The following is a 21,747-nucleotide window of genomic DNA, read 5'->3' on the forward strand; positions in this document are numbered from 1 at the left end:
ACTTGCATACATCGGAGCATGACATGGCCGGCCACAGCATCCCGCATTTCCAGAATGATGGCGGACACCAGGCAATCGAGATCGGCGTCAAGGAATTCATGTGCACCGGCGCGTCCGTTCCCTACGACCATCCGCACATCTTCATCGACATGGGCGACGACAACGAAAAAGTCTGCTCCTACTGCTCGACGCTCTATCGCTACAATCCGAAGCTGAAGGCGACCGAAACCAACCCGCCGGGCTGCCTCTTCACATTCCAGGCGGCCTGATCAACGCGGATGTCAGCGGCGGTCGCGATCGTCGGTGCCGGCGTCAGCGGGCTCACGGCAGCACTCAGCCTCGCGCGTCGCGGTTTTGACGTCGACATTGTCGAGCAGGCAGCCGTTCTGACCGAGGTCGGAGCCGGGCTTCAGCTCTCCCCGAATGCATCGCGCATCCTCATCGAACTCGGCCTTCAGAACGAGCTTGAAGCCGTCTGGACCGAGCCGGATGCAATTACGCTCGTCGATGGCAAATCTCTCCGCTTACTTGCACGGGTTGCCTCAGGCCGTTTTGCCCGTGAGCGCTGGCGCGCGCCCTATGGCGTGCTGCACCGGGCAAGCCTTCAACGAATCCTGCTAACCGCCGTGGCAGCTGAGCCGCGCTGCCGCCTGCATCTCGGACACCGGATCGATGGCGACGCCGAGCAGGCAATCCCCGCCGTTACAGGCCGGACGCCGGCGCTGGCAGTTGGCGCCGACGGCATCTGGTCGCGCCTGCGCACGGCAGTTCCGGATGCCGGTACGGTCCAGTTTTCGGGCAATGTCGCCTGGCGCATGACGGTCACGCGCGATGCCGCCGCCGGCCTTTTATTGCCGGATCGTGTCACAGCCTTTCTTGGCGCACGGGCGCATCTGGTCGCCTATCCCTTGCGCGAAATCGACGGTTTCAACCTGGTTGCGATCATCGAGGGCGATGAAACCGACAGCGTCTGGGTAGGCAAGGATTCCGAAGGCCGGCGTCGTGACTACCTCGAAGCCTTTTCCGGCTGGAACACTGGCTTGCAAACGATGCTGAAAAAGGCTGATGCGCCGACCTATTGGCCGCTTTGCACGGTAACGGATGGCGCTTGGCAGGATGGAAGAAAGACTGTTCTGATCGGCGATGCCGCCCATGCGATGACGCCGTTTGCGGCGCAAGGCGCCGCCATGGCGATCGAAGATGCATATGAGCTTGCGGCTTGCCTCGTCGGCTCAAGCAATATCGGCGAAGCCCTTGGGGCCTTCGAGGCTACGCGCCGGCCACGTATCGCCCAAGTGCGCCGTCGCGCCGCCTTCAACCGCTTCGCCTATCACGCCCGCGGCCCGTTCCGGCTCGGGCGGGATATCGTCCTGTCCATGAAAAGTCCCGAAGCGCTCGCAGCCGATTTCGATTGGCTCTACGGCTACGGCGCTCCCGAACGCTGAAAACGCTCAGACGGCGTTGGCTGCAGCAAGCCCTGCCTCGATATCCCGGCGAATATCGGCAACATCTTCGAGGCCGATCTGCAGGCGAAGGACAGGACCCTCGGTCGGCGCCAAAGCCACTTTGCGATCGGACAATCCGACCTGAAGCGCCAGGCTTTCGAAGCCACCCCAGGAGTAACCAAGGCCGAACAGCGACAGCGCGTCGAGGAAGGCATGCGCCTTGGCCTTGAAGCGATCAGGACTTTCCGCCCGCAGCACGAAGGAAAAGATGCCGCTCGCGCCGGTAAAGTCGCGCTTCCAGAGGTCGTGGCCTGGGAAACTCGGCAGCGCCGGATGCAGGACGCGGGCAACCTCGTCACGCCCCTCCAGCCAAGTGGCGAGCGACAGAGCGCTCTCCTGGTGCCGCTCGAGACGGATGCCCATGGTACGAAGCCCGCGCAAAATCTGGTAGCTATCGTCAGGGGAAACGCAGATGCCGAGCGTGACCATGGCTTCCGTCAGCGCCGGCCAGTGGGCAGCGTTGGCCGAGACAGTGCCGAACAGCACGTCGGAATGGCCCGAAGGGTACTTCGTGGCGGCATGGATCGATACGTCGACGCCATGGTCAAGCGGCTTGAAATAAACCGGCGTCGCCCACGTGTTGTCCATGGTGACGATGCAGCCGTGACGATGCGCGACATCGGCGATCGTCCGGATATCCTGCATCTCGAACGTGTTGGAGCCTGGAGCTTCCGTATGAACCAGGCGCGTGTTCGGGCGAATCAGGCTTTCGATCGAAGCCCCGATCATCGGGTCGTAATATTCGACGGTGACACCGAGACGCTTCAACATCGTGTCGCAGAAGTGGCGGGTCGGGAAATAAACCGAATCGACGATGAGTGCGTGGTCGCCGGACGAAAGATAGGCCAGGAACGGCACGGTGACGGCAGCAAGGCCCGAGGGAACGAGGATCGTGCCGGCGGCCCCCTCAAGCTCGTTGATCGCGTCGCAAAGCGCATCCGTCGTCGGCGTGCCGCGGGTGCCGTAGGTGTACTTCTGCGCGCGCGTTTCCATCGTCTGGGCGTTTGGAAACAGCACAGTGGACGCGTGAACGACCGGTGGATTGACGAAACCGAAATAGTCGGAGGGTTTGTTTCCGGTATGGGCCAGGCGGGTGTTGATGCCCATCTTGCCATTCACATTGCCGCTGTCTGCCATTGAAGAGTCCGATGTTGAAAAACCGATCCGAAACTCTTCGAACGCCCTACAACCGGGGTCAAGTGGCAAAATCCGACAAAGGCGTTTTGCAATCGAATGCAGGGGCAACTGGCGAATTTTCGCTCAGCAATTGCCCGTTTCCTGCAAAACATGCCTAAACTTCTGGCTTATTTCAGGTTTTTCACATGCAAGTTCAGAAAATCGGCAAGCTCTCTTGACCCCCATGGATTTTGAGCATGAGATAGATTGCACTCGCGCCATGAGGGTGGCGGAGGCTGTACGCGCAGGGAGACGCGCTGGTGCAGACGGGAACTAACGACAACAGAAAAAGGTTCTAAAAAATGGCAAGAAGAATTCTGACAGCCCTTGTTGGCGCTGCTGTCATGGGGATTGGCGCACATGCGGCTTCGGCTGCGACACTCGATGACGTGAAGGCCAAGGGCTTCGTCCAATGCGGCGTGAACACCGGTCTCGCCGGCTTCGCTGCACCGGATGCTTCGGGCAACTGGAGCGGCTTCGACGTCGATTATTGCAAGGCGATCGCCGCCGCGATCTTCGCGGATGGCACCAAGGTAAAATACACACCCACTTCGGCCAAGGAGCGTTTCCCGGCCCTGCAGTCCGGTGAAGTAGATGTCCTCGCCCGTAACACAACATGGACGATCAACCGCGACACCGCTCTCGGCTTCAACTTCCGCCCGGTCAACTACTATGACGGCCAGGGCTTCATGGTCCGCAAGGGCCTGAACGTAAAGTCGGCCCTCGAACTCTCCGGCGCTGCCGTCTGCGTACAGACCGGCACCACCACCGAGCTCAACCTCGCCGACTACTTCAAGTCCAACAACCTGCAGTACAACCCGGTCGTCTTCGAAAAGCTCGAAGAAGTGAACGCGGCCTATGACGCCGGTCGTTGCGACGTCTACACCACTGACCAGTCGGGCCTTTATTCGCTGCGCCTGACGCTGTCCAAGCCCGACGATCACATGATCCTGCCGGAAATCATCTCGAAGGAGCCGCTTGGTCCGGCCGTTCGCCAGGGTGACGACCAGTGGTTCGATATCGTCAGCTGGGTCCATTACGCGCTGATCCAGGCCGAAGAATTCGGCGTCACGCAGGCAAATGTCGAAGAGATGAAGAAGTCCCCCAATCCGGACGTCCAGCGCTTCCTCGGCGTCGAAGCTGACAGCAAGATCGGCACCGACATCGGCCTGACTAACGAATGGGCCGTCAACATCATCAAGGCAGTCGGCAACTACGGCGAAGTCTTCGACCGTAACATTGGCGCCGGCAGCCCGCTGAAGATCGAACGCGGCCTCAACGCGCTGTGGAGCAAGGGCGGCATTCAGTACGCTCCTCCGGTCCGCTAATACGGCCAGACACAACAGGGGGAAGCGGCACGCCGCTTCCCCATCCCAACGATAAAAACACCCAAAAGGGTGACAAGGGGAAAGAGGCATTGCATGGCGATTGGCGTCACAACTACGCCTGAGAAGAGCAAACCTTCCGGTTCGATCATGAACGACCCGCAGGTGCGTGGAATATTTTACCAGGTCATAACCGTCGTTATTCTCGTTGCCCTCGTCTATTGGATAGCGGACAACACAATCCAGAACCTCAAGCGCGCGAACATCGCGTCCGGCTATGGCTTCCTCAACGGGCGCGCCGGCTTCGACGTCGGACAGTCCTTGATCGCCTATACGAGTGATTCCACCTACGGGCGCGCGCTGGTCGTCGGCTTCTTCAATACGCTGCTCGTGGCAGTAACCGGCATCATCACCGCAACCATCATCGGCTTCGTCGTCGGCATCGGGCGGCTCTCGCACAATTGGCTGATCGCGAAACTGTCGCTCGCCTATGTCGAAGTGTTCCGCAACATCCCGCCGCTGCTGGTCATCTTCTTCTGGTACAGCGGCGTTCTCGCCGTGCTTCCGCAGCCACGCGAATCGGCCGCGCTGCCCCTCAACATCTTCCTCAACAACCGCGGCATCGCCTTTCCCAAACCGGTTTTCGGCGACGGCTCGCAATATGTTTTCTACACGTTCGTGATCGCCGTCATAGCCAGCTTCTTCTTGGCCCGCTATGCGCGCATCAAGCAGGAAGCAACCGGACAGCGCTTCCCGTTGCTCTGGACCGTGCTCGGCCTCGTCATCGGGTTGCCGCTCCTCGCCTTCCTGGCAACCGGCTCGCCGATTACCTTCGATGTCCCGGTAGCCGGCAAGTTCAACCTTACCGGCGGTTCGGTCATCGGACCGGAGTTCCTGTCGCTGTTCCTGGCGCTTTCCTTCTACACCGCCGCCTTTATCGCCGAAATTGTGCGGGCCGGCATTCGCGGTGTCTCGAAGGGGCAGTCCGAGGCTGCCCATGCACTGGGCGTCCGGCCCGGCCTCACCACCCGCCTCGTCGTTGTACCACAGGCGATGCGGATCATCATTCCGCCGCTCACCAGCCAGTATCTCAACCTGACCAAGAACTCGTCACTGGCGATCGCCATCGGCTACGCCGACCTGGTTGCCGTCGGCGGAACGATCCTCAATCAGACCGGTCAGGCGATCGAAGTCGTATCGATATGGATCATCGTCTACCTGTCGCTGAGCCTGACGACGTCGTTGCTGATGAACTGGTTCAATGCCCGCATGGCCCTGGTGGAGAGATAAGATCATGAACTCACACCAGGGAAATTTTGTCCGCGCCTCGATGATCGAGGCTGCACCGGCGCCCATACAGACGGGCGGCCTTGCCTACTGGCTTCGCAAGAACCTCTTTGCGACGCCGAAGGATACGGCTCTGACGATCATAAGCCTGCTTGTGCTCGCCTGGCTCGTACCGCCGGCCGTGCAATGGCTGTTTATCGATGCCGCCTGGACCGGCGGCGGGCGTGGGGTCTGTGCCACCGTCGCGCAGGGCGGCTCGCAGCCGGATGGCTGGAGCGGCGCCTGCTGGGCTTTCGTCAACGCCAAGTTCGACCAGTTCCTCTTCGGGCGCTACCCGATCGAGGAGCGCTGGCGACCCGCACTTGTCGGCATCCTTTTCATTCTGTTCCTGACGCCGATGCTGATCCCGAAGGTTCCCTACAAGAACATCAACGCGATCCTGCTTCTCGTCGTGCTGCCTATCCTGGCGCTGATCCTTCTGCCGGGCGGGTGGTTCGGATTGCCGTTCGTCGAGACGCCGCTGTGGGGCGGCCTGATGGTGACGTTGGTGCTTTCCTTCGTCGGCATCGCGGTCTCGTTGCCGCTCGGCATCCTGCTTGCGCTCGGCCGGCGATCGACCATGCCGGTAATCAAGATGCTCTGCACGTTCTTCATCGAAGTCGTGCGCGGCATCCCGCTGATCACCGTTCTGTTCATGGCGAGCGTGATGTTGCCGCTGTTCCTGCCGCAGGGGGTGACTTTCGACAAGTTTCTGCGGGCGCTGATCGGCGTGTCGTTCTTCGCCTCCGCCTACATGGCCGAGGTGGTGCGCGGCGGTCTGCAGGCGATCGGCAAGGGGCAGTATGAGGGCGCCGATTCGCTCGGCCTCAGCTACTGGCAGAAGATGAACCTCATCGTGCTGCCGCAGGCGTTGAAGCTCGTCATTCCAGGCATCGTCAACACCTTCATCGGGCTGTTCAAGGATACGTCGCTGGTCTCGATCATCGGCATGTTCGACCTTCTCGGCATCGTCCGGTTGAATTTCTCGGACGCCAACTGGGCGTCGGCGGTGACGCCGATCTCAGGGCTAATTTTCGCAGGCTTCATATTCTGGCTTTTCTGCTTTGGTATGTCGCGCTATTCAGGCTTCATGGAACGCGTGCTCGACACGAGCCATAAACGATAAGAGGGGGAGATCGCATGGCCAATGCAGCCACTGTTTCCAAGATGACCGTATCCGCGACTGACGTTGCGGTCGAAATCAACGGAATGAACAAATGGTACGGAGACTTCCACGTTCTCCGTGACATCAACCTGAAGGTGATGAAGGGCGAGCGCATCGTCATTGCCGGCCCATCGGGCTCTGGTAAATCGACGATGATCCGCTGCATCAACCGGCTGGAAGAACACCAGAAGGGCAAGATCGTCGTCGACGGCATCGAACTCACCAACGATCTGAAGAAGATCGATGAAGTGCGCCGCGAAGTCGGAATGGTGTTCCAGCACTTCAACCTGTTTCCGCACCTGACGATTCTCGAAAACTGCACGCTTGCACCGATCTGGGTCCGCAAGATGCCGAAGAAGCAGGCCGAAGAAATCGCGATGCACTTCCTGAAGCGCGTCAAGATCCCTGAGCAGGCCCACAAGTATCCGGGCCAGCTTTCGGGCGGCCAGCAGCAGCGCGTGGCGATTGCCCGCTCGCTGTGCATGAAGCCGAAGATCCTGCTGTTCGATGAGCCGACCTCGGCGCTCGATCCGGAAATGGTCAAGGAAGTGCTCGACACGATGGTGGGCCTTGCCGAAGAAGGCATGACCATGCTGTGCGTGACCCACGAAATGGGTTTTGCGCGCCAGGTCGCCAACCGCGTGATCTTCATGGACCAGGGCCAGATCGTCGAACAGAACTCACCCGCCGAGTTCTTCGACAATCCGCAGCACGAGCGCACCAAGCTCTTCCTGAGCCAGATCCTGCACTAGAGTATTTCCAGGAAAAGTGCGAAGCGGTTTTCCGTCAGGAAATGCGTAAGAGCAAAGAGGTAGAGCGTTTCAGCCTAAGTCGGAAACGCTCTAACCATCGCGAAAGATTTCAAACAGAAAGCCCGCCTTTGCGGCGGGCTTTTTGCTGTCCGATCTGTCGCAGAAACAATCATTCGACGTGATAGCGCAGCGTGCCGACCGACCAGCGGATAGCACGTTTCTCCAGGTCGTCTGTCCAGGCCTGCTGCAGCCGCGAGACGATTTCGCTCAAAGTCTCTCGCGCATTGAGCTCGATCTTGAGCCCTCGTGTCTTCGGCGCGACGTCAGACAAATCGACGGCGTCGCTGACCACCAGCGCAACGAATGCGCTTTCGCCTTTACCGGAGGCTTCGAAGTCGAAGCCGTAGTACTCGTCCGGCAGTGTCAACGGAACGTCGGCGGCGAGCGGCGTAATCTTCTGCGCGAACTCGTTGGGGAAAATCTGGGTTGCAGCGCCGTTCGCGTTGACGTCGATGAGGATGAGGCTTCCGGCAACCTTGCTTGCGACCGTCAATTTGAACACGTCACCGGCTTTCATCGTGGTTGGCCGGTTGATGCTGATACGCACGTCGCCAGCATTGGCCTTGCCGACGATATCGCCGACCGCATCGACCGCATTTGCATCCTGATAACTTGCCGGGGCGGCACCATCGCCGGCAACGGGCTGATACCGTGCCGTCGCTTCGGTTCCTGCCTGTACCGGAACGACCGCGCTGGCGCCCAGGCTCTGCGCCTTCATCTCGAGCTGCGGGTCGAGAGTCTCGCATTTCTCCTGCGAGGCGCAGTAGGAGGCCGATTGCGCCGTGACATATTCGAAAAGTTCGGCGTTGCTGGTCAGCCCGTTGGCGTTGGCGTCCGCCGCCGCTCCCGTCTGTCCAGCGACATAGGCCTCCGTGAAAACGCCGTGGCGGCCTTCGATCGGTAGCCTCACATCGTCCCACGCCACCTGATAGGGTGCGCTTGCACTCCAGGCGACGATACCGCTCTCGTTGACACGGGCCGGTTTGTCGACGACACCAAGGTCGATGCGAAGCCCACGTGTCAGCGCCTGCTCCACTGGCTTCGCCTCGGGTCGCGCCAAGAAACGGGCGCCGTCGATGCCGACGGATACCTCTCCCGACAGCGACCGCGAAATCTTGTCCGAGTGACAGGCGTCGATCACCAGGGTCACCGCCCTGCCCTTCAAGCGTTCGAGGATGGCATCGAGTTCGTCATCGGTGACGGCACCGTCCCAATCCTTGGGCCCGGAGACCACATCGAACGGCGCCAGCGCCTCATCCAAACCGTCATCCTCTTCACCATCGGCATCGGCGACCTGGAGACCGTGACCTGAATAGTAAAGATAGGCACGGTCGCCGGGTTCCGTGCCCGCGACCAACCACTCCTCGATCGACGACAGGATGGTCGCGCGCGTCGCCTGCTCGTCCTTCAGGACGCGGATGGCAGAACGATCGAAGCCGAGTGTTCCGGTCAGCAGCCGGTCCATGGCAACAAGGTCGTTTTTCGGCCCGTGCAGAAACAGCTTTGGCTGCAGGTTCTGGTAGCTTCCGATCCCGATCAGCAAGGCCCGGTCCGCAGCCAATGCAGGCGAACACATCCCCAAGCCGACAAGCGGCAACAGGAAAGACCAGGCCCTGATGTCGACGCTCATTGCCCGCGCTCCCGCGTATAGAGCGGCTGGATCGCGACGGCACTGTCGGTTCCATCAAGGCGTTCTTCCAGGAGACGCAAAAACCTCGATGCATCGACGCCAGGGCCCGCGAGCGCAGCAGCCACCGCATCGATCGGAGCGTTCGTCGAGACGACCACCAGATGATCGGCGCCGAAAGGCTTGACCACTTCCAGGTCCGTCAGCTTGAACACATGGCTGCCGGAGCCTGCGATCTGGGCATCGAGAAGCTGGACTTCCCCGGTGTTGGCGAGATTGACGACCAACATGTTCGCGTATCCGGATTGCGGCGCATCGAAGTTCAGGCGATCCCCTGACGAATAGATATCCTTGACCGGCGTCAGCGAGACTTTGCCGGGGTTCTGCGCGGCGAGAGCCTTCAGGAAATCGAGGGCGATGAATTTGTCCACCACCCCCTGCACCATATCGGGGGCAACGTGTTCGCCCGCGACATCGCCGTTCGGCGTGTAGAATGTGCCGCTGGCAGCATCCCATCGATAGGGGACGCCGCTGCCACCGACATTCTCAAGCGTCGGCGCCACGCCATCGACGCTGAGCGCCAGCTTGCCCGTCCACCCCATGTCCCGGGCCGGTTTCAGCTTTACCGACCGGCCGGTTGCGGCAGCGCCGTTGCCTGTTACCAGCGTCGCGCTTCTGGGCAGGGACAGGACGATTTCCCTATCGGATCGCGGAACCTGCGGCGTAAAGTTCGGCACCTGCAGCGCCTCGGACTGGAGCTTGACGTTGGAAAAGACGTAGTCCTCAAGCTCGACCCTCGAGATCCGGCCATCGCCATCACGATCGGCTGCCCCCTCAAGCGCACGGGCGAAACTCCAACTGAGCGCCCCCCTTGGCTCGCCTTCGATCACAACCTCCGGCGTTGGCTGGCTCTCAAGCGATGCGGCAAGGATCGTCACCTGCGCCAGATCCTCGTCCTTGACCGCCGCGCCGGAGACCGCCTCTTGCGACGGCGGCGGCAACTGCGCCCGGACCGTCGGCGCAAGCCGCGTCTTGCCGGAGATTGACCGGTTCATGCCGCCCGAGTAACAGCTGTCGGAAACGAACAACACCTGGACCCCCTTAGCCTCCGCTTCGGCGAACCAGGCATTGAGTTCGTTGTCGACGATGATCTCCTTTGCCGTTTCCTCGGCGCGACTGCGATCGAATCCCGGAAGCTCAAGAAACTCGTCCAACCCGTCGGGCTCGCTGCCGGCAACAAGCTCCGGCATCTGGGCGCCATGCCCGGCATAGGTGAAGATGATCGTGTCGCCTTTGCTGGCGGCGTCGACAAGCTCCAACCAGGCGGCGCGGATCGCGTCCTTGGTCGCCTGCCCGTTGATGAATTCACGGATGGTGCCGACATCCGCCGTCTTCAACGCCTGCGCCACGTCACGCGCATCCTTGACGGCTCCGTCGAGGCTCACCTCATGTGGGTAGATATCGACGCCGACGACAAGCGCTGACGTGGCGGCCGTGACGGGCAACGTCGATAACCCAAAGATCACGCTCGAAATCAGAGCTTTGCGCAGCACCGTCTATTTCTCCACATCAACTTCAACGCGGCGATCCAATTGGTGCAGCATCGCTTCGTCATAGGCACCAGGGTCATCCGGCTTGAACGGCTCTTCCTCACCCTTGCCGACCGTGGTCCAGGTGCCCTTGTAGCCAGCGTCCACGAGATAGTGCGCGAGGGCTTCGGCACGCGCCAACGACAACGTCTTGTTCGCCTCGGTGCTACCGACCGGATCGGTGTGGCCAATCAGGGTGATCGACGCGGGTTTTGCCGATTTCAGGCACTCGAAAAGATCCTTGGCCGACTGCAGCCCCTCAGGCGTGAACTCCGCCGTTCCGAAGACATAGCGAACCGGTGTCGCCTTCTTCCTGATCGCGACACCGCGATAGGAAAATTTGCAGGCGCCGCGCATGGCGAGTTTCACCGGCCTGGCCGATGCGAGACGCATCTCGGACGCGAGCCGATCCAACCGCAGAATATAGGCGTTGTCCGGCGCCATCCACTGCGGGGTCAGTTGCTCGTTGGCCGCATCCTCCAACGCCTGCTGATAATAGGTCGCCGCGCTTTCGTACTTCTTTCGCGCCCGTTCGATATCCCCAAGCGCGTCGAGGATCTGCCATGGTCCACCGACGTCATTACGCACGGCTTCAAGCTCGCTTTGGAACGTCTCAAGCGCAGCACCACGTCCGACCGCGTTGGCGATGCGATTGAAAGTCGCAAGCGCCGCCACGCGTCGCGTCAGCGCTGCGTCCGTACTCGAACATGTTTTCGTGCTCTCCAGCGCGGCGGCCGACCGTGCCCCGGCCTCGTCGCCCCTGTTGAGGGCCTCGGAGGCTTTGACCAGCGCATCACAGGCACTGGCCGGGTTGGCGAGCGGCAACAACACGGCGGAAGCGACGATCAGCCTTTTCATCAGCTTGCCCATTGCTTTAGCGCTATTCCTTGATCTCGAAAGTTACCATCTGCACGCTGCTCGCGCCGTTATCCACCCGTGCCTTCTTGGCGAGATTAACCGCCAGTCCGCGGGTCGGCGGCAACTTCGATTGAGCGACATATTCGCGTGCTTTCTCCAATGTGAGCTTTTGTTCCGCCAAGCCACCGACCCGGCAGAAGGCAAGCATGGTTTCGGCGGGCGCTGCCGTATCGAAGGTCAGCGTGCCGGTCCCAGGCTGCGGGATCAGTCTGCTTTCGCCGGGCTGCAGCGTCGTGTTGCCGATCATCTCGTCCGGGATGACTTCGACATTGCCGTTTTCCTCGACATAGAGGATCTGCAGTTCGCAGGCCTGATTGGCGCTGAGTTCAAACGACAGCTGATCGCCGACCCTGGCCGTCGTCGTCGGCACCTTCAAGGCAAGTTCAAGCTTACCCTCGCCTGCGACCTCCTGTTTTCGATAGTCTGGTACGGCCGCGGCCACTGTCTGCGGCATTGCCTCCGGTTGCTGTTCGGCACCGGCAACGACGATTGCGTCGGTATCAAGCGGACGGCGCTGGGCAAGCGGTTTCAGCAACAGGGCATATTGCTGCTCGACCTCGTTGCGCGGAACGGTTCCGCCGGCCTCCAGCGTCGTGACCCAATCCAGCCCGAGGCGCAGCACATTCACATCCGTCACTCGCTTGACCGCTTCGGAGAACTGCTGCGGTGTCATGTCGAATTCAGCCGCCAGACCGTCAAAGTCCAGTTCGTCTTCATACTTGTCGGCGAAATAGGTGACGATCTCGGAGTCGCCGGGTGCGTGCTTGCTCTGCAGTCCGCCGTCCGGTGTCGGTTCGGTTACATCCAACGTCTGCAGAGCCCCGACGAAGCGCTCGCGATCCTTGCGATAGGCCTCGTCCAGCTCCTCCTGTTTCACATACATCGCCAAAAGCACATCCTGCTGGTCCTTGCTGAACAGCGTCGACGTGGCGATGTGGTCGCGCAACTGATCGCGCTTCGACAGGATGCCATCGGCATGACAATCGAAGCAGGAGCGGGCATTGACGATCTCGACCCCCTTGCCGATCGGCCGCTCGCGGAACGAAACGATGGTGGTGGGCCCGACATCAAGCTGTTTCCCCGCCGCGGTCGACAGATAGTAGCCCTGCAAGCCGTTGGGCAGCGAAAAGATCATCTCGCCACCATCGTGCTCAAACGGCACCAGACCGGCATCGAGTGTGCCCAGTTCCTTGGGGCCATGCGGAAAACGCTTCAGCACCTGTTTGCCGAGATCACCAGCGAAATCGTAGGATTTCCAATAGTATCCGCCAAACGGCATGTCGTGCCGCTCAAGCATGCGGTTATGGTCCGAAACACCCGAGGACCCATCCGCAAATCCGGCGCGCAGAACGTTGCGCCGCCTTATGTTGTCGTCCACATCGATCTTGAAGCGCGTTTCCAGCTCGCGGATATGCGTCGGCAACTTCATCAGCCGGTTGTAAATCTCCGGCCGGGCGCCATTGCTCATGAACCAGTCGATGCGCATGATCGGCAGCTGCGTCTGCGTCTCGGTGGAGAGCGCCTGAAGCGAGGCATCACTCTTCGGATCGACACCATAGAAGTAGCGCTTGACCAGAAAATCATAGTCGGCGGCATCCCACTGCAGGTCGCGCAGATCGACCCGCACGAGCAGGCCATTGGTGCCGTCCACCTCCGCCGGCACCACCAGCTTCGGTCCATAGGACAAGGAGTTCAGCAGCTTCTTGAAGCCACCCGCCAGCACATCCATGCGCTTCATGAACGTGGCGTCGTCTTCACACCCCATCATGCCGTTATACTGGTCGCGGTAGGAGAAGTAGCGGACGTGCCGACGATCGAGTGCGCTGACCTTGGAGATATCCTTGAGCGCCGCTTCGACGAACTGGTCGTAGGACAGCATCGGGCGCGATCGATCCGGCTTGGCGGCCGCCGTCTGCGGCAGGTTCTTTTCACTGAGCGAATTGATCCAGTCTTCGAACACCTTGATCTCTTCATCGGTCGGTCGCTTGCCAAGCGGCATGCGCCCGCTCGTGACCGAGGTGAAGAGGCGTGATTTTGCAGCATTGCCCGGCGTGACGAAATTGGCATCGGCGGCGATCGATGTCAGCTCGCCTGCGGGGTAGCTGCCTTGGGAACTTTCCCCCGGACCATGACAGTTGCGGCAATACTTGCCGATAAAGTCATCTGCCTGTTGGGCGAGTGCCGCATTGTCGCCAGAGAATGCAGTCGAGGCGGTGGTCTCCTTGCAAACTGCCGTGACAGACTGCGCGACCGGCGCCGGCGCCTTGACTTCGCGATCGGACAGGAACGCGTAGATCGCGCGACGATCGTCGTCGCTGAGTGCCGAAAGCCCCTTGGCAATGCGCCGCATGACGGGATCGCTGATCGGCGCGCCGGACAACTTCTTGCCTTCGCCGATCAGGCCCGTGGTAAAGACTTCGGGCGCGGACAAACCCGCCATCTTCGCCTTGCCGATATCGGGTGCGACCGCACCGGTCAGCCCCTTCTCACCCTGATAGGCGTGTTCCAGGTCAAGCCCATAGGTGGTCGTGCGCGGCGTGTGACAGTCGCCGCAGCCGCCGACATTTTCAACGAGATAGCGGCCGCGCTCCATCTGCGTCTCTTCGCGCGACTGATAGGCCGGAACGTTGAAATTACTGCGTTTCCATAGGGTTATCGTCGTTTGCCGACTAAAAGGAAAAGCGATCTCATGTTCCTTGGAGGCCGCATCCGAGTGCGGCAAGGTCTCCACATAGGCTTTGATATCAAGCACGTCCTGCGGCTTCATCCCGCCATAGGACGTATAGGGCATGACCGGATAGAGATTGTTGCCGTCGCGGTCGAGCCCGACCATCACCGCACTGAGAAACTGGGCGTTGCTCCACCCGCCGATACCGTTGGCATGGTGCGAGATGTTCGGCGCATAGAAGGTTCCGATCGCCGTGTTCATCTCCATGCCGCCGGACAAAAGCTCGGTTTCATCGCCCGATCCGTGGCAGGCGCCGCAGCCGGCTGCGTTGAACATGTATTTGCCGTTCTCGACATTCGCCTTGTAGGTCGAGAAGGCGTCCTCGGTAAAAGCGTCGCGCGCCGATGCGGCGCCGGGAGAGAGCGTGGCGACCAGCAGACCGGCAACCAGCGCCAATCCGTTCCTCTTGCGGATGCCGGCACTTGACGAGACGCTCTCTCGCATTTCACGCAGACTGCGCATGGCCGTACTCCCTCAACCGAAAAATCTTCAATTAAACTGCTATCGAAACTGAAACTGTTCGAACTCCACGCGGAGCGGCTTCTTTCCAAGCTCTTTCAAGCCCTTGACGATCGCCTCCCTCAGCGGTGCCGGGCCGCAGAACCAAAGGTCGGCCTCGCCCGGATCGATAAGACTGCCCGCCGCCAGTTTGGCAGCATCGAGCCGCCCGTCCGTGGCCGAATCGTGCAGCACGAAGCTGAAGTTGCCGAGCTTTTCCGCTTGCGCCTCGAAGGTTTCAAGGCCGATCGCTTCCTTTCGGTCGCGCACGCAATAGACCATGTGGATGTCCTGCCCCTCATTGCCGGTCAAATGGCGGGCCATGGCGAGAAACGGCGTGACCCCGATGCCTCCGGCCAACCAGATCTGCTTCCTGGCGCCGCGTCGATGATTGAAATGGCCGTATCCGCCTTCGAGCTTCAGCCGGTCGCCAACGGCAATATTGTTCCGCAGCGCCTGCGTATAATCGCCGAGCGGCTTGATGGCGAAGCGCACCGTACCATCGCCATCGATACCGGCAATGGTGAAGGGGTGCGGCTCGCGCAGGCCAGTCTTCAACACGCGCAGGAAACCGAACTGACCGGGCTTGGCCCGCAGCGCCCGCCCCTTTGGCCGCGCCGAAATGATCGTTGCGCCATCGTGTCTCACCACCTCGGACACCTCGTAGCGGCGCGTCCTCAGCCAGGGCAGAAGCTGCGTATAGGCGTAGCTCAGGATCCCGAGTGCCGCGAACACATTGAGATAGACCGCAAGCAGGGCGGTGCTGTCGTAGGGACGCTTGATGAACATCTGGTGGAACGCGACAAGGATGAACAGCAGACCGATGAAGCGATGGGTGTAGCGCCAGAGGTGGTAAGGAATCTCGATCTTCGTCTTTGGGATGATTTTGACGAGGCTCAGAACAAGCAGAATGACAAGCCCGTAGAACGCATACTTCCCGGCGGAGGCGGCAAGCTGGTTCAATCCGCTGGTGAACGACAGCCCCTTGAAATCCGGCGTCAGGAAATAGTGGACGAGGATAAGCACCAGCACTGAGATACCGATCTTGCGGTGAAGGTGATAGATGCGGTCCAGCCCGCCGAACAGCGGCTCTATGACCGGCGGACGCGCCGCCATGAACTGCGCGATGCCCATACCGACGAAAGCCATTGAAGAGGCCATCAGGGAAAACGTCGTCTGCGCGTTCGTATGGCTCACTGCCGGGACGGCAAGCAGCCCCGCAAAAACAATCAGCGACCAGACCAGAAACGCACCCACCTCAGCCAAGCCCCTCAACGTCGATGTCGGACGTCCTTTTTAGAGGAGACTGACAAGCAGCTTCCTCTTCGTCAACACCATTCACCCCTCGTACGGGCGGCAAGCCAATTTTATTCAGGCCGTTGAAATCTGAGGCTTTTACCGTTCCATGGCTACGGCTTCGATCAGCGTAATCCTTCCTGATTAGCGACCATCCGTTTGTTTGCCATTAAACCGAAAACATGGCACGCTCTGATATATCAGAAACTGCGGGATGCACATGTCAGTTCACTCCCAGGCCCACCTCGCCTATCTCGCTCTCGAGCGGCTGATCGTTACGCTCAAGCTCGAGCCCGGCAGGCTGTTGACGGAAAAACAACTGATCGAACTTGCCGGTCATGGCCGCACGCCGGTGCGCGAGGCCATCCAGAAGCTCGCCTGGCAGGAACTGATGGCCGTTCGCCCGCGCATCGGCCTACAGATAACGACGATCGGGCCGAACGATCGAGCGCATGTGGTGCAAACCCGTCAGAAGCTGGAGCCGCTCGCAGCCGCCTTGGTCGCCGAACACGCCAACGCGGATGCACGGCGAGCAATGAAGGAATGCGCCACCGAGATGAGCCAATGCGCAGACGCCGCCGACATGGAAGGCTTCCTGGTGGCCGACAAGGTCTTCGACGAGCTGATGGAGGAAGTCTGCCCCAACAGGTTCCTGACAGCGGCCCTTGCGCCCCTGCAGACGCATGCCCGGCGCATCTGGTTTGCCGGCGCATCCGTCGAGCGGATGCGCGGGTCGGTCGAGCGCCACATCAGGGTGATCGACGCAATCGCGTCTGCCGACGCCGAGGGTGCGGCGGCGGCCATGTCGTCGTTGATGGCTTACCTCGCGCAGGAATAGGCCGTCAGGCACCCGGCAGCATGCTGCCCGTCTTCAGCCGGCGCACGTGCCAGTCGAACGCTTCCTCGAGGATATGCGGCGTCTGCCCTGCCCGCGTTGCCGCGGCGCGCTTGAAATAATCCGCCAGCAACTCGCGATAGGCCGGGTGGCAACAATTGCGGATGATCACCGGCGCGCGCTCGCGCGGCGCAAGGCCGCGCAAATCGGCAAGCCCATGTTCGGTGACCAGAATATCGACATCGTGTTCCGTGTGGTCCACATGGGAAACCATCGGCACCACCGAAGAGATCGCGCCGCCCTTGGCAACCGACTTCGCAACAAAGATCGACAGGAACGCATTGCGGGCGAAATCGCCCGAGCCGCCGATACCGTTCATCATGTCGGTACCGCCGACATGGGTCGAGTTGACGTTGCCGTAGATGTCGAACTCCAGCGCGGTGTTGATGCCGATGACGCCCAACCGGCGGATGATCTCCGGGTGGTTGCTGACTTCCTGCGGCCGCAGGATCACCTTGTCCTTATAGGCGCGGATATTGCGGAAGACCCGATCGGCCCAGGTGCTGCTGAGTGTCATCGACGCCGCCGAGGCGAAGCTCAGCTTGCCGGCCTCGAAAAGCTCGAAGGTGCTGTCCTGCAGCACTTCGCTGTACATGCGCAGATCGTGGAACGGACTGTCGACGAGGCCGCTCAGAACCGAGTTCGCTATGATGCCGATACCCGCCTGCAACGGGTTCAACGTCATGTCGAGCCTGCCCTTGCGCACTTCGTCTTCAAGGAAGCCGATCAGGTGGCCGGCGATCGAAATGGTCTCCGGATCCGGCGGCGAGATCCGCGCGGCACTGTCCTGCTTTTCGGTGATGACGATCGCTGCGATCTTGTCGGGATCGACCGGGATATAGGGCGAGCCGACGCGACTGTCGCAGGCGACGACCGGGATCGGCGTGCGCGACGGTCGCTTGGCCGGAATGTAGATGTCATGCAGCCCTTCGAGCTCCGGGCTGTGGCTGAGATTAAGTTCGACGATCACTTTCCTGGCGAGGATCGCGAAACTTGCGGAATTGCCGACCGACGTCGATGGCACGATGCCGCCATCCTCGGTAATCGCCACCGCCTCAACGACGGCGTAATCGATCGGGCTGATCTGGCCGGAGCGAAGCTGCTCCACGGTCTCCGATAGATGCTGGTCGATGAACATGACCTCGCCGCGATTGATGGCGGCACGCAGGACGGGGTCGGACTGGAAGGGCAATCGGCGCGCGAGAACGCCCGCCTCCGTCAGCATCTTGTCGATGTCGTGGCCAAGCGATGCCCCGGTCATCAATGTAATGCGAAACTTCTCCTTAGCCGCCCGCTGCGCCATGGCCAGCGGCACGGCTTTCGCATCGCCCGCCTTGGTAAAGCCGCTCATGCCGATCGTCATGCCGTCCTTGATCAGCTCCGCCGCCGCCTCCGGTGAAACGATCCGGTCATGCAACGACTTGCGGCGAATTCTGGTTTCAAGGCTCATCGGCCACTCCCTGCAAGATCCACTGTCGCCGGCATATCTGCGGCGTGGGACGCTTTCCTGGCGCGCTCACTCCGCCTGGCTGCGGCTGAGCGACATGTCAAAATGCTGGGCAACGATAGTGCCTGAGACCGGCTGCCGGTACGCTGATTGATCAGAGCGGAGCTTCCAGAAACGCATAGCTCGTCCTCCGGCAGCGACTGTCGCACGGATGCGAAAAAGGCGCACCCGATGATGCGCCTTTTGAAAATCCACGTGTTGTGACGGCTGTGCCGCCGATCAGCCGACGAAGGCTCGTTCGATGACGAACTCGGCCGGCTTGTTGTTGGAACCCTCCGTCAGGCCTGCGGCCTCCAGGATCTCCTTCGTGTCCTTCAGCATTGCCGTCGAGCCGCAGATCATGCCGCGGTCGATGGCCGGATCGAGCGGCGGCAGGCCGAGGTCGGCGAAGAACTTGCCATTGACCATCAGGTCGGTCACGCGGCCCTTGAAGGGGTAGTCCTCGCGGGTCACCGTCGCATAGTGGCGAAGCTTGTCGCCGACGATCTCGTTCAGGAATTCGTGGTTGCGAATCTCGTCCACGAGGTCGAAGCCGTATTTCAGCTCGGCCACATCGCGGCAGGTGTGCGTGAGGATGACCTCCTCGAATTTCTCGTAGGTCTCGGGGTCGCGGATCAGGCTGGCAAAAGGCGCAATGCCGGTGCCGGTCGAGAACATATACAGTCGGCGGCCGGGAACCAGCGCATCGAGCACCAGCGTGCCGGTTGGCTTCTTGCGCATCAGCACCTTGTCGCCAGGCTTGATCGCCTGGAGGTGCGACGTCAGCGGGCCATCGGGAACCTTGATCGAGAAGAATTCGAGTTCCTCGTCCCAGGCAGGGCTTGCGATCGAATAGGCGCGATAGACCGGCTTGTCGCCGACCATCAATCCAATCATCGCGAACTCGCCGGAGCGGAAACGGAATTCCGCAGGACGGGTCATGCGGAAGCGGAAGAGCCGATCCGTATAGTGGGTGACGCTCGTCACCGTCTCAACGAAGACACCTGCGGGTGCCTGGATCGCGAAATCTTCCGTTTTTGCCGGAGCATTCATTGTGGCTACAGTCCTGTAAATGATGACCCTGTCTATCAACAATACGTGGATATTCCAAGCCGCGCTCAACGGGAAGGAATTCCCTTCCAAATATAGTCGCTTTCGCGCATTTCGGCGTGCTTCACACTGTCGCGGTCAGCACAAGCTTCAAGAAACACGTCGCCAGCTATAGGACCTGGCGTCAGCAGAGGGTTTTGCGGTCGGCTGATAGTGATTGGCTATGCCCGGAAGCCGGCCCTCCGTCAGACGCTTCAGCGCCGTGCCGTTGGTTACCGCGAAACTGTCGATGCCGCAACGCAGCATCAACGGGATTTGATCGATCAACACGTCACCGACAGCCCTCACCTCGCCGGCAAAGCCAAGCCTTGCACGCAGAAGTGACGCATGGCTGAACGCCCGCCCGTCATTGAAGGCAGGGAATGCAACGGCGACCAGCGCGATGCGATCGAGATAGGGCTGCAGCTTCGTAACATCATCCGCCGGAGCGACGACCACACCCAAGCCGACCTCGTCCGTCTCGGCCACCTTGGCGAGAAACGCGTCAAAGCCGAGTATCGCCTTTTCGTTCGAGCCCGCCTTGGTTTCCTCGTTTTCGATGATCCAGGGATCATCGCTTGCGAAGCCGGCTTCTTTCCAGATTTTTGTCATGTCCGTTCCTTAGCCCCTCAAGCGGCTTCCTGTGCACTGCCGCCATAGAGCGCTTCCTTGAAGGGTTGCGGGCCAACACGACGGTACGCTTCGAGGAACGTCTCCGACTTGTCATTTCGCAGCCCGAGATAGGTATCGACGATCGTCTCGATCGCATCGGTCACCTTTTCCGGCTCGAAGCCGCGACCGATGATTTCTCCGATCGACGTGTTCTCGTCGCCGGAGCCACCGAGCGTGATCTGGTAGAGTTCCGCACCCTTCTTCTCGACGCCAAGCAGGCCGATATGACCGACATGGTGGTGGCCGCAGGCATTGATGCAGCCGGAGATCTTGATCTTCAGTTCACCGATCTCGGCCTGACGCTCGGGCGCTCCGAAGCGGTTGGAAATCTCCTGTGCCACCGGAATCGAGCGCGCGTTTGCAAGCGCGCAGTAGTCCAGCCCGGGACAGGCAATGATATCCGTGATCAGCCCGGCATTGGCCGTTGCGAGACCGGCAACGACAAGCGCGCGGTAGATCGGCTCCAGATCGGCCAGCGCCACATGTGGCAGGATCAGGTTCTGCTCGTGACTGACGCGGATCTCATCGAAAGCATATTCCTCGGCGATATCGGCCACGGCCTCCATCTGCGCGTCGGTCGCATCCCCCGGAATGCCGCCGATCGGCTTCAGCGAGATCGTGACCATGCCGTAATCAGGATGCTTGTGCGGCTGCACGTTCTGGTGAACCCAGCGCGAGAACTCTGGATCGGTCTTCTTCCAGCGCGCCAGGCTCTCCCAGCCTTCGGCGCGGGGCTCCAGAGCCGGCGGTGCAAAATAGGTGGAGATCGACTGGATATCGGTTTCCGGCAGCTTCAGCTCGGTATCCTTCAGCGCTGCGAATTCGACCTCGACCTGGCGGGAAAGTTCTTCCGCGCCGGTTTCGTGAACGAGGATCTTGATGCGCGCCTTGTACTTGTTGTCGCGACGGCCATGCAGGTTGTACACGCGCATGATCGCCGTCGTGTAGGACAGAAGATCCTCTTCCGGCAGGAAGTCGCGGATCTTCTTGGCGATCATCGGGGTACGGCCCTGTCCGCCGCCGACATAGACGGCAAAGCCGATGCGGCCGTTCTCATCCTTTTTCAGGTGCAGGCCGATATCGTGCACCTGGATGGCGGCACGGTCGCGCTCGGCACCGGTGACGGCGATCTTGAACTTGCGCGGCAGGAACGAAAATTCCGGATGTACGCTCGACCATTGCCTGAGGATTTCCGCATAAGGCCTTGGATCGGCGACTTCATCGGCAGCCGCACCGGCGAAATGGTCGGCGGTCACGTTGCGAATGCAATTGCCCGACGTCTGCAGCGCGTGCATTTCCACACTTGCCAGCTCGTCAAGGATATCCGGCGTATCGGAAAGGCGCGGCCAGTTGTACTGGATGTTCTGACGAGTGGTGAAGTGGCCATAGCCACGATCATACTTGCGGGCGATATGGGCAAGCATGCGCATCTGGCGGCTCGAAAGCGTGCCGTAGGGAATGGCAACGCGCAGCATGTAGGCATGCAACTGGAGGTACACGCCGTTCATCAGGCGCAACGGCTTGAAGGCGTCCTCGGCCAGCTCGCCGCTCAGGCGGCGCTCGACCTGATCGCGGAACTGCTCGACGCGCGAGGAAACGAAGGCATGATCGAATTCATCGTAACGGTACATGTTGTCTCG

General features: G+C 60.7%; 17 protein-coding genes. 7 read left to right on the forward strand and 10 right to left on the reverse strand.

From position 1 onward, the window contains the following. Window positions 1–23 precede the first annotated feature (23 nt). Together BLJAPNOD_RS15365 and BLJAPNOD_RS15370 are read left to right on the forward strand one after the other, a co-directional pair. On the forward strand, window positions 24–269 hold the full coding sequence (locus BLJAPNOD_RS15365) for a zinc-finger domain-containing protein (protein ID WP_053247284.1): 246 nt from the start codon (window positions 24–26) through the stop codon (window positions 267–269). A gap of 9 nt (window positions 270–278) precedes the next feature. Next, window positions 279–1,445 carry an FAD-dependent oxidoreductase gene (locus tag BLJAPNOD_RS15370; protein ID WP_115420412.1) on the forward strand — a complete coding sequence of 389 codons (1,167 nt, stop codon included), beginning with the start codon at window positions 279–281 and terminating at the stop codon, window positions 1,443–1,445. 6 nt (window positions 1,446–1,451) lie between these two features. Here the strand turns inward: BLJAPNOD_RS15370 and BLJAPNOD_RS15375 are convergent, their stop codons facing one another. Continuing rightward, a complete protein-coding gene (locus tag BLJAPNOD_RS15375; protein WP_115420413.1) occupies window positions 1,452–2,642 on the reverse strand; it encodes a cystathionine beta-lyase in 1,191 nt (396 codons plus the stop codon). Window positions 2,643–2,983: 341 nt separating this feature from the next. Here BLJAPNOD_RS15375 and BLJAPNOD_RS15380 point away from each other — a divergent pair, with 341 nt between their 5' ends. The 4 genes from BLJAPNOD_RS15380 to BLJAPNOD_RS15395 all read left to right on the forward strand — a co-directional run bounded on the left by BLJAPNOD_RS15380 (window position 2,984) and on the right by BLJAPNOD_RS15395 (window position 7,249). Then, window positions 2,984–4,009 (forward strand): amino acid ABC transporter substrate-binding protein, encoded by a 1,026-nt coding sequence (locus BLJAPNOD_RS15380; protein WP_077498310.1) that lies wholly within the window; start codon window positions 2,984–2,986, stop codon window positions 4,007–4,009. Between the two features lie 93 nt (window positions 4,010–4,102). Beyond that, a complete protein-coding gene (locus tag BLJAPNOD_RS15385; protein WP_077498311.1) occupies window positions 4,103–5,296 on the forward strand; it encodes an amino acid ABC transporter permease in 1,194 nt (397 codons plus the stop codon). A gap of 4 nt (window positions 5,297–5,300) precedes the next feature. Further along, on the forward strand, window positions 5,301–6,458 hold the full coding sequence (locus BLJAPNOD_RS15390) for an amino acid ABC transporter permease (protein WP_077498312.1): 1,158 nt from the start codon (window positions 5,301–5,303) through the stop codon (window positions 6,456–6,458). Window positions 6,459–6,472: 14 nt separating this feature from the next. Beyond that, window positions 6,473–7,249: an amino acid ABC transporter ATP-binding protein gene (locus BLJAPNOD_RS15395; RefSeq protein WP_115420414.1), complete on the forward strand. Its 777-nt coding sequence runs from the start codon at window positions 6,473–6,475 to the stop codon at window positions 7,247–7,249. A gap of 169 nt (window positions 7,250–7,418) precedes the next feature. On the opposite strand, the gene BLJAPNOD_RS15400 is transcribed toward BLJAPNOD_RS15395, so the two are convergent. Genes BLJAPNOD_RS15400 through BLJAPNOD_RS15420 form a run of 5 tightly spaced genes read right to left on the reverse strand, consistent with a single transcriptional unit; the run spans window position 7,419 to window position 15,926 of the window. Continuing rightward, on the reverse strand, window positions 7,419–8,939 hold the full coding sequence (locus BLJAPNOD_RS15400) for a caspase family protein (RefSeq protein ID WP_115420415.1): 1,521 nt from the start codon (window positions 8,937–8,939) through the stop codon (window positions 7,419–7,421). Beyond that, window positions 8,936–10,489, reverse strand: a complete 1,554-nt coding sequence (locus BLJAPNOD_RS15405; RefSeq protein ID WP_115420416.1) for a caspase family protein — start codon at window positions 10,487–10,489, stop codon at window positions 8,936–8,938. Before BLJAPNOD_RS15405 ends, BLJAPNOD_RS15400 begins: the two co-directional genes overlap by 4 nt. A gap of 3 nt (window positions 10,490–10,492) precedes the next feature. After that, window positions 10,493–11,395, reverse strand: a complete 903-nt coding sequence (locus BLJAPNOD_RS15410) for an OmpA family protein (protein ID WP_115420417.1) — start codon at window positions 11,393–11,395, stop codon at window positions 10,493–10,495. Window positions 11,396–11,405: 10 nt separating this feature from the next. Further along, complete coding sequence (locus BLJAPNOD_RS15415; protein WP_115420418.1) at window positions 11,406–14,633, reverse strand: c-type cytochrome; 3,228 nt, start codon at window positions 14,631–14,633, stop codon at window positions 11,406–11,408. 39 nt (window positions 14,634–14,672) lie between these two features. After that, window positions 14,673–15,926 carry a ferredoxin reductase family protein gene (locus tag BLJAPNOD_RS15420; protein WP_115420419.1) on the reverse strand — a complete coding sequence of 418 codons (1,254 nt, stop codon included), beginning with the start codon at window positions 15,924–15,926 and terminating at the stop codon, window positions 14,673–14,675. Window positions 15,927–16,185: 259 nt separating this feature from the next. Between BLJAPNOD_RS15420 and BLJAPNOD_RS15425 the strand changes: the two genes are divergently transcribed. After that, window positions 16,186–16,803 carry a GntR family transcriptional regulator gene (locus BLJAPNOD_RS15425; RefSeq protein WP_115421305.1) on the forward strand — a complete coding sequence of 206 codons (618 nt, stop codon included), beginning with the start codon at window positions 16,186–16,188 and terminating at the stop codon, window positions 16,801–16,803. Window positions 16,804–16,807: 4 nt separating this feature from the next. Here BLJAPNOD_RS15425 and BLJAPNOD_RS15430 read toward each other — a convergent pair whose 3' ends face one another. The 4 genes from BLJAPNOD_RS15430 to BLJAPNOD_RS15445 all read right to left on the reverse strand — a co-directional run bounded on the left by BLJAPNOD_RS15430 (window position 16,808) and on the right by BLJAPNOD_RS15445 (window position 21,738). Next, window positions 16,808–18,310, reverse strand: a complete 1,503-nt coding sequence (locus BLJAPNOD_RS15430; RefSeq protein WP_115420420.1) for an acetyl-CoA hydrolase/transferase family protein — start codon at window positions 18,308–18,310, stop codon at window positions 16,808–16,810. A gap of 276 nt (window positions 18,311–18,586) precedes the next feature. Continuing rightward, window positions 18,587–19,399, reverse strand: a complete 813-nt coding sequence (locus BLJAPNOD_RS15435; protein WP_077498320.1) for a ferredoxin--NADP reductase — start codon at window positions 19,397–19,399, stop codon at window positions 18,587–18,589. A 147-nt stretch (window positions 19,400–19,546) separates the two neighbouring features. Beyond that, window positions 19,547–20,047 carry a DUF934 domain-containing protein gene (locus BLJAPNOD_RS15440; protein ID WP_077498321.1) on the reverse strand — a complete coding sequence of 167 codons (501 nt, stop codon included), beginning with the start codon at window positions 20,045–20,047 and terminating at the stop codon, window positions 19,547–19,549. A gap of 17 nt (window positions 20,048–20,064) precedes the next feature. Continuing rightward, on the reverse strand, window positions 20,065–21,738 hold the full coding sequence (locus BLJAPNOD_RS15445; RefSeq protein ID WP_115420421.1) for a nitrite/sulfite reductase: 1,674 nt from the start codon (window positions 21,736–21,738) through the stop codon (window positions 20,065–20,067). Window positions 21,739–21,747 lie beyond the last annotated feature (9 nt).

The organism is Ensifer sp. M14 (assembly GCF_003355565.1).
GTDB lineage: Bacteria > Pseudomonadota > Alphaproteobacteria > Rhizobiales > Rhizobiaceae > Ensifer.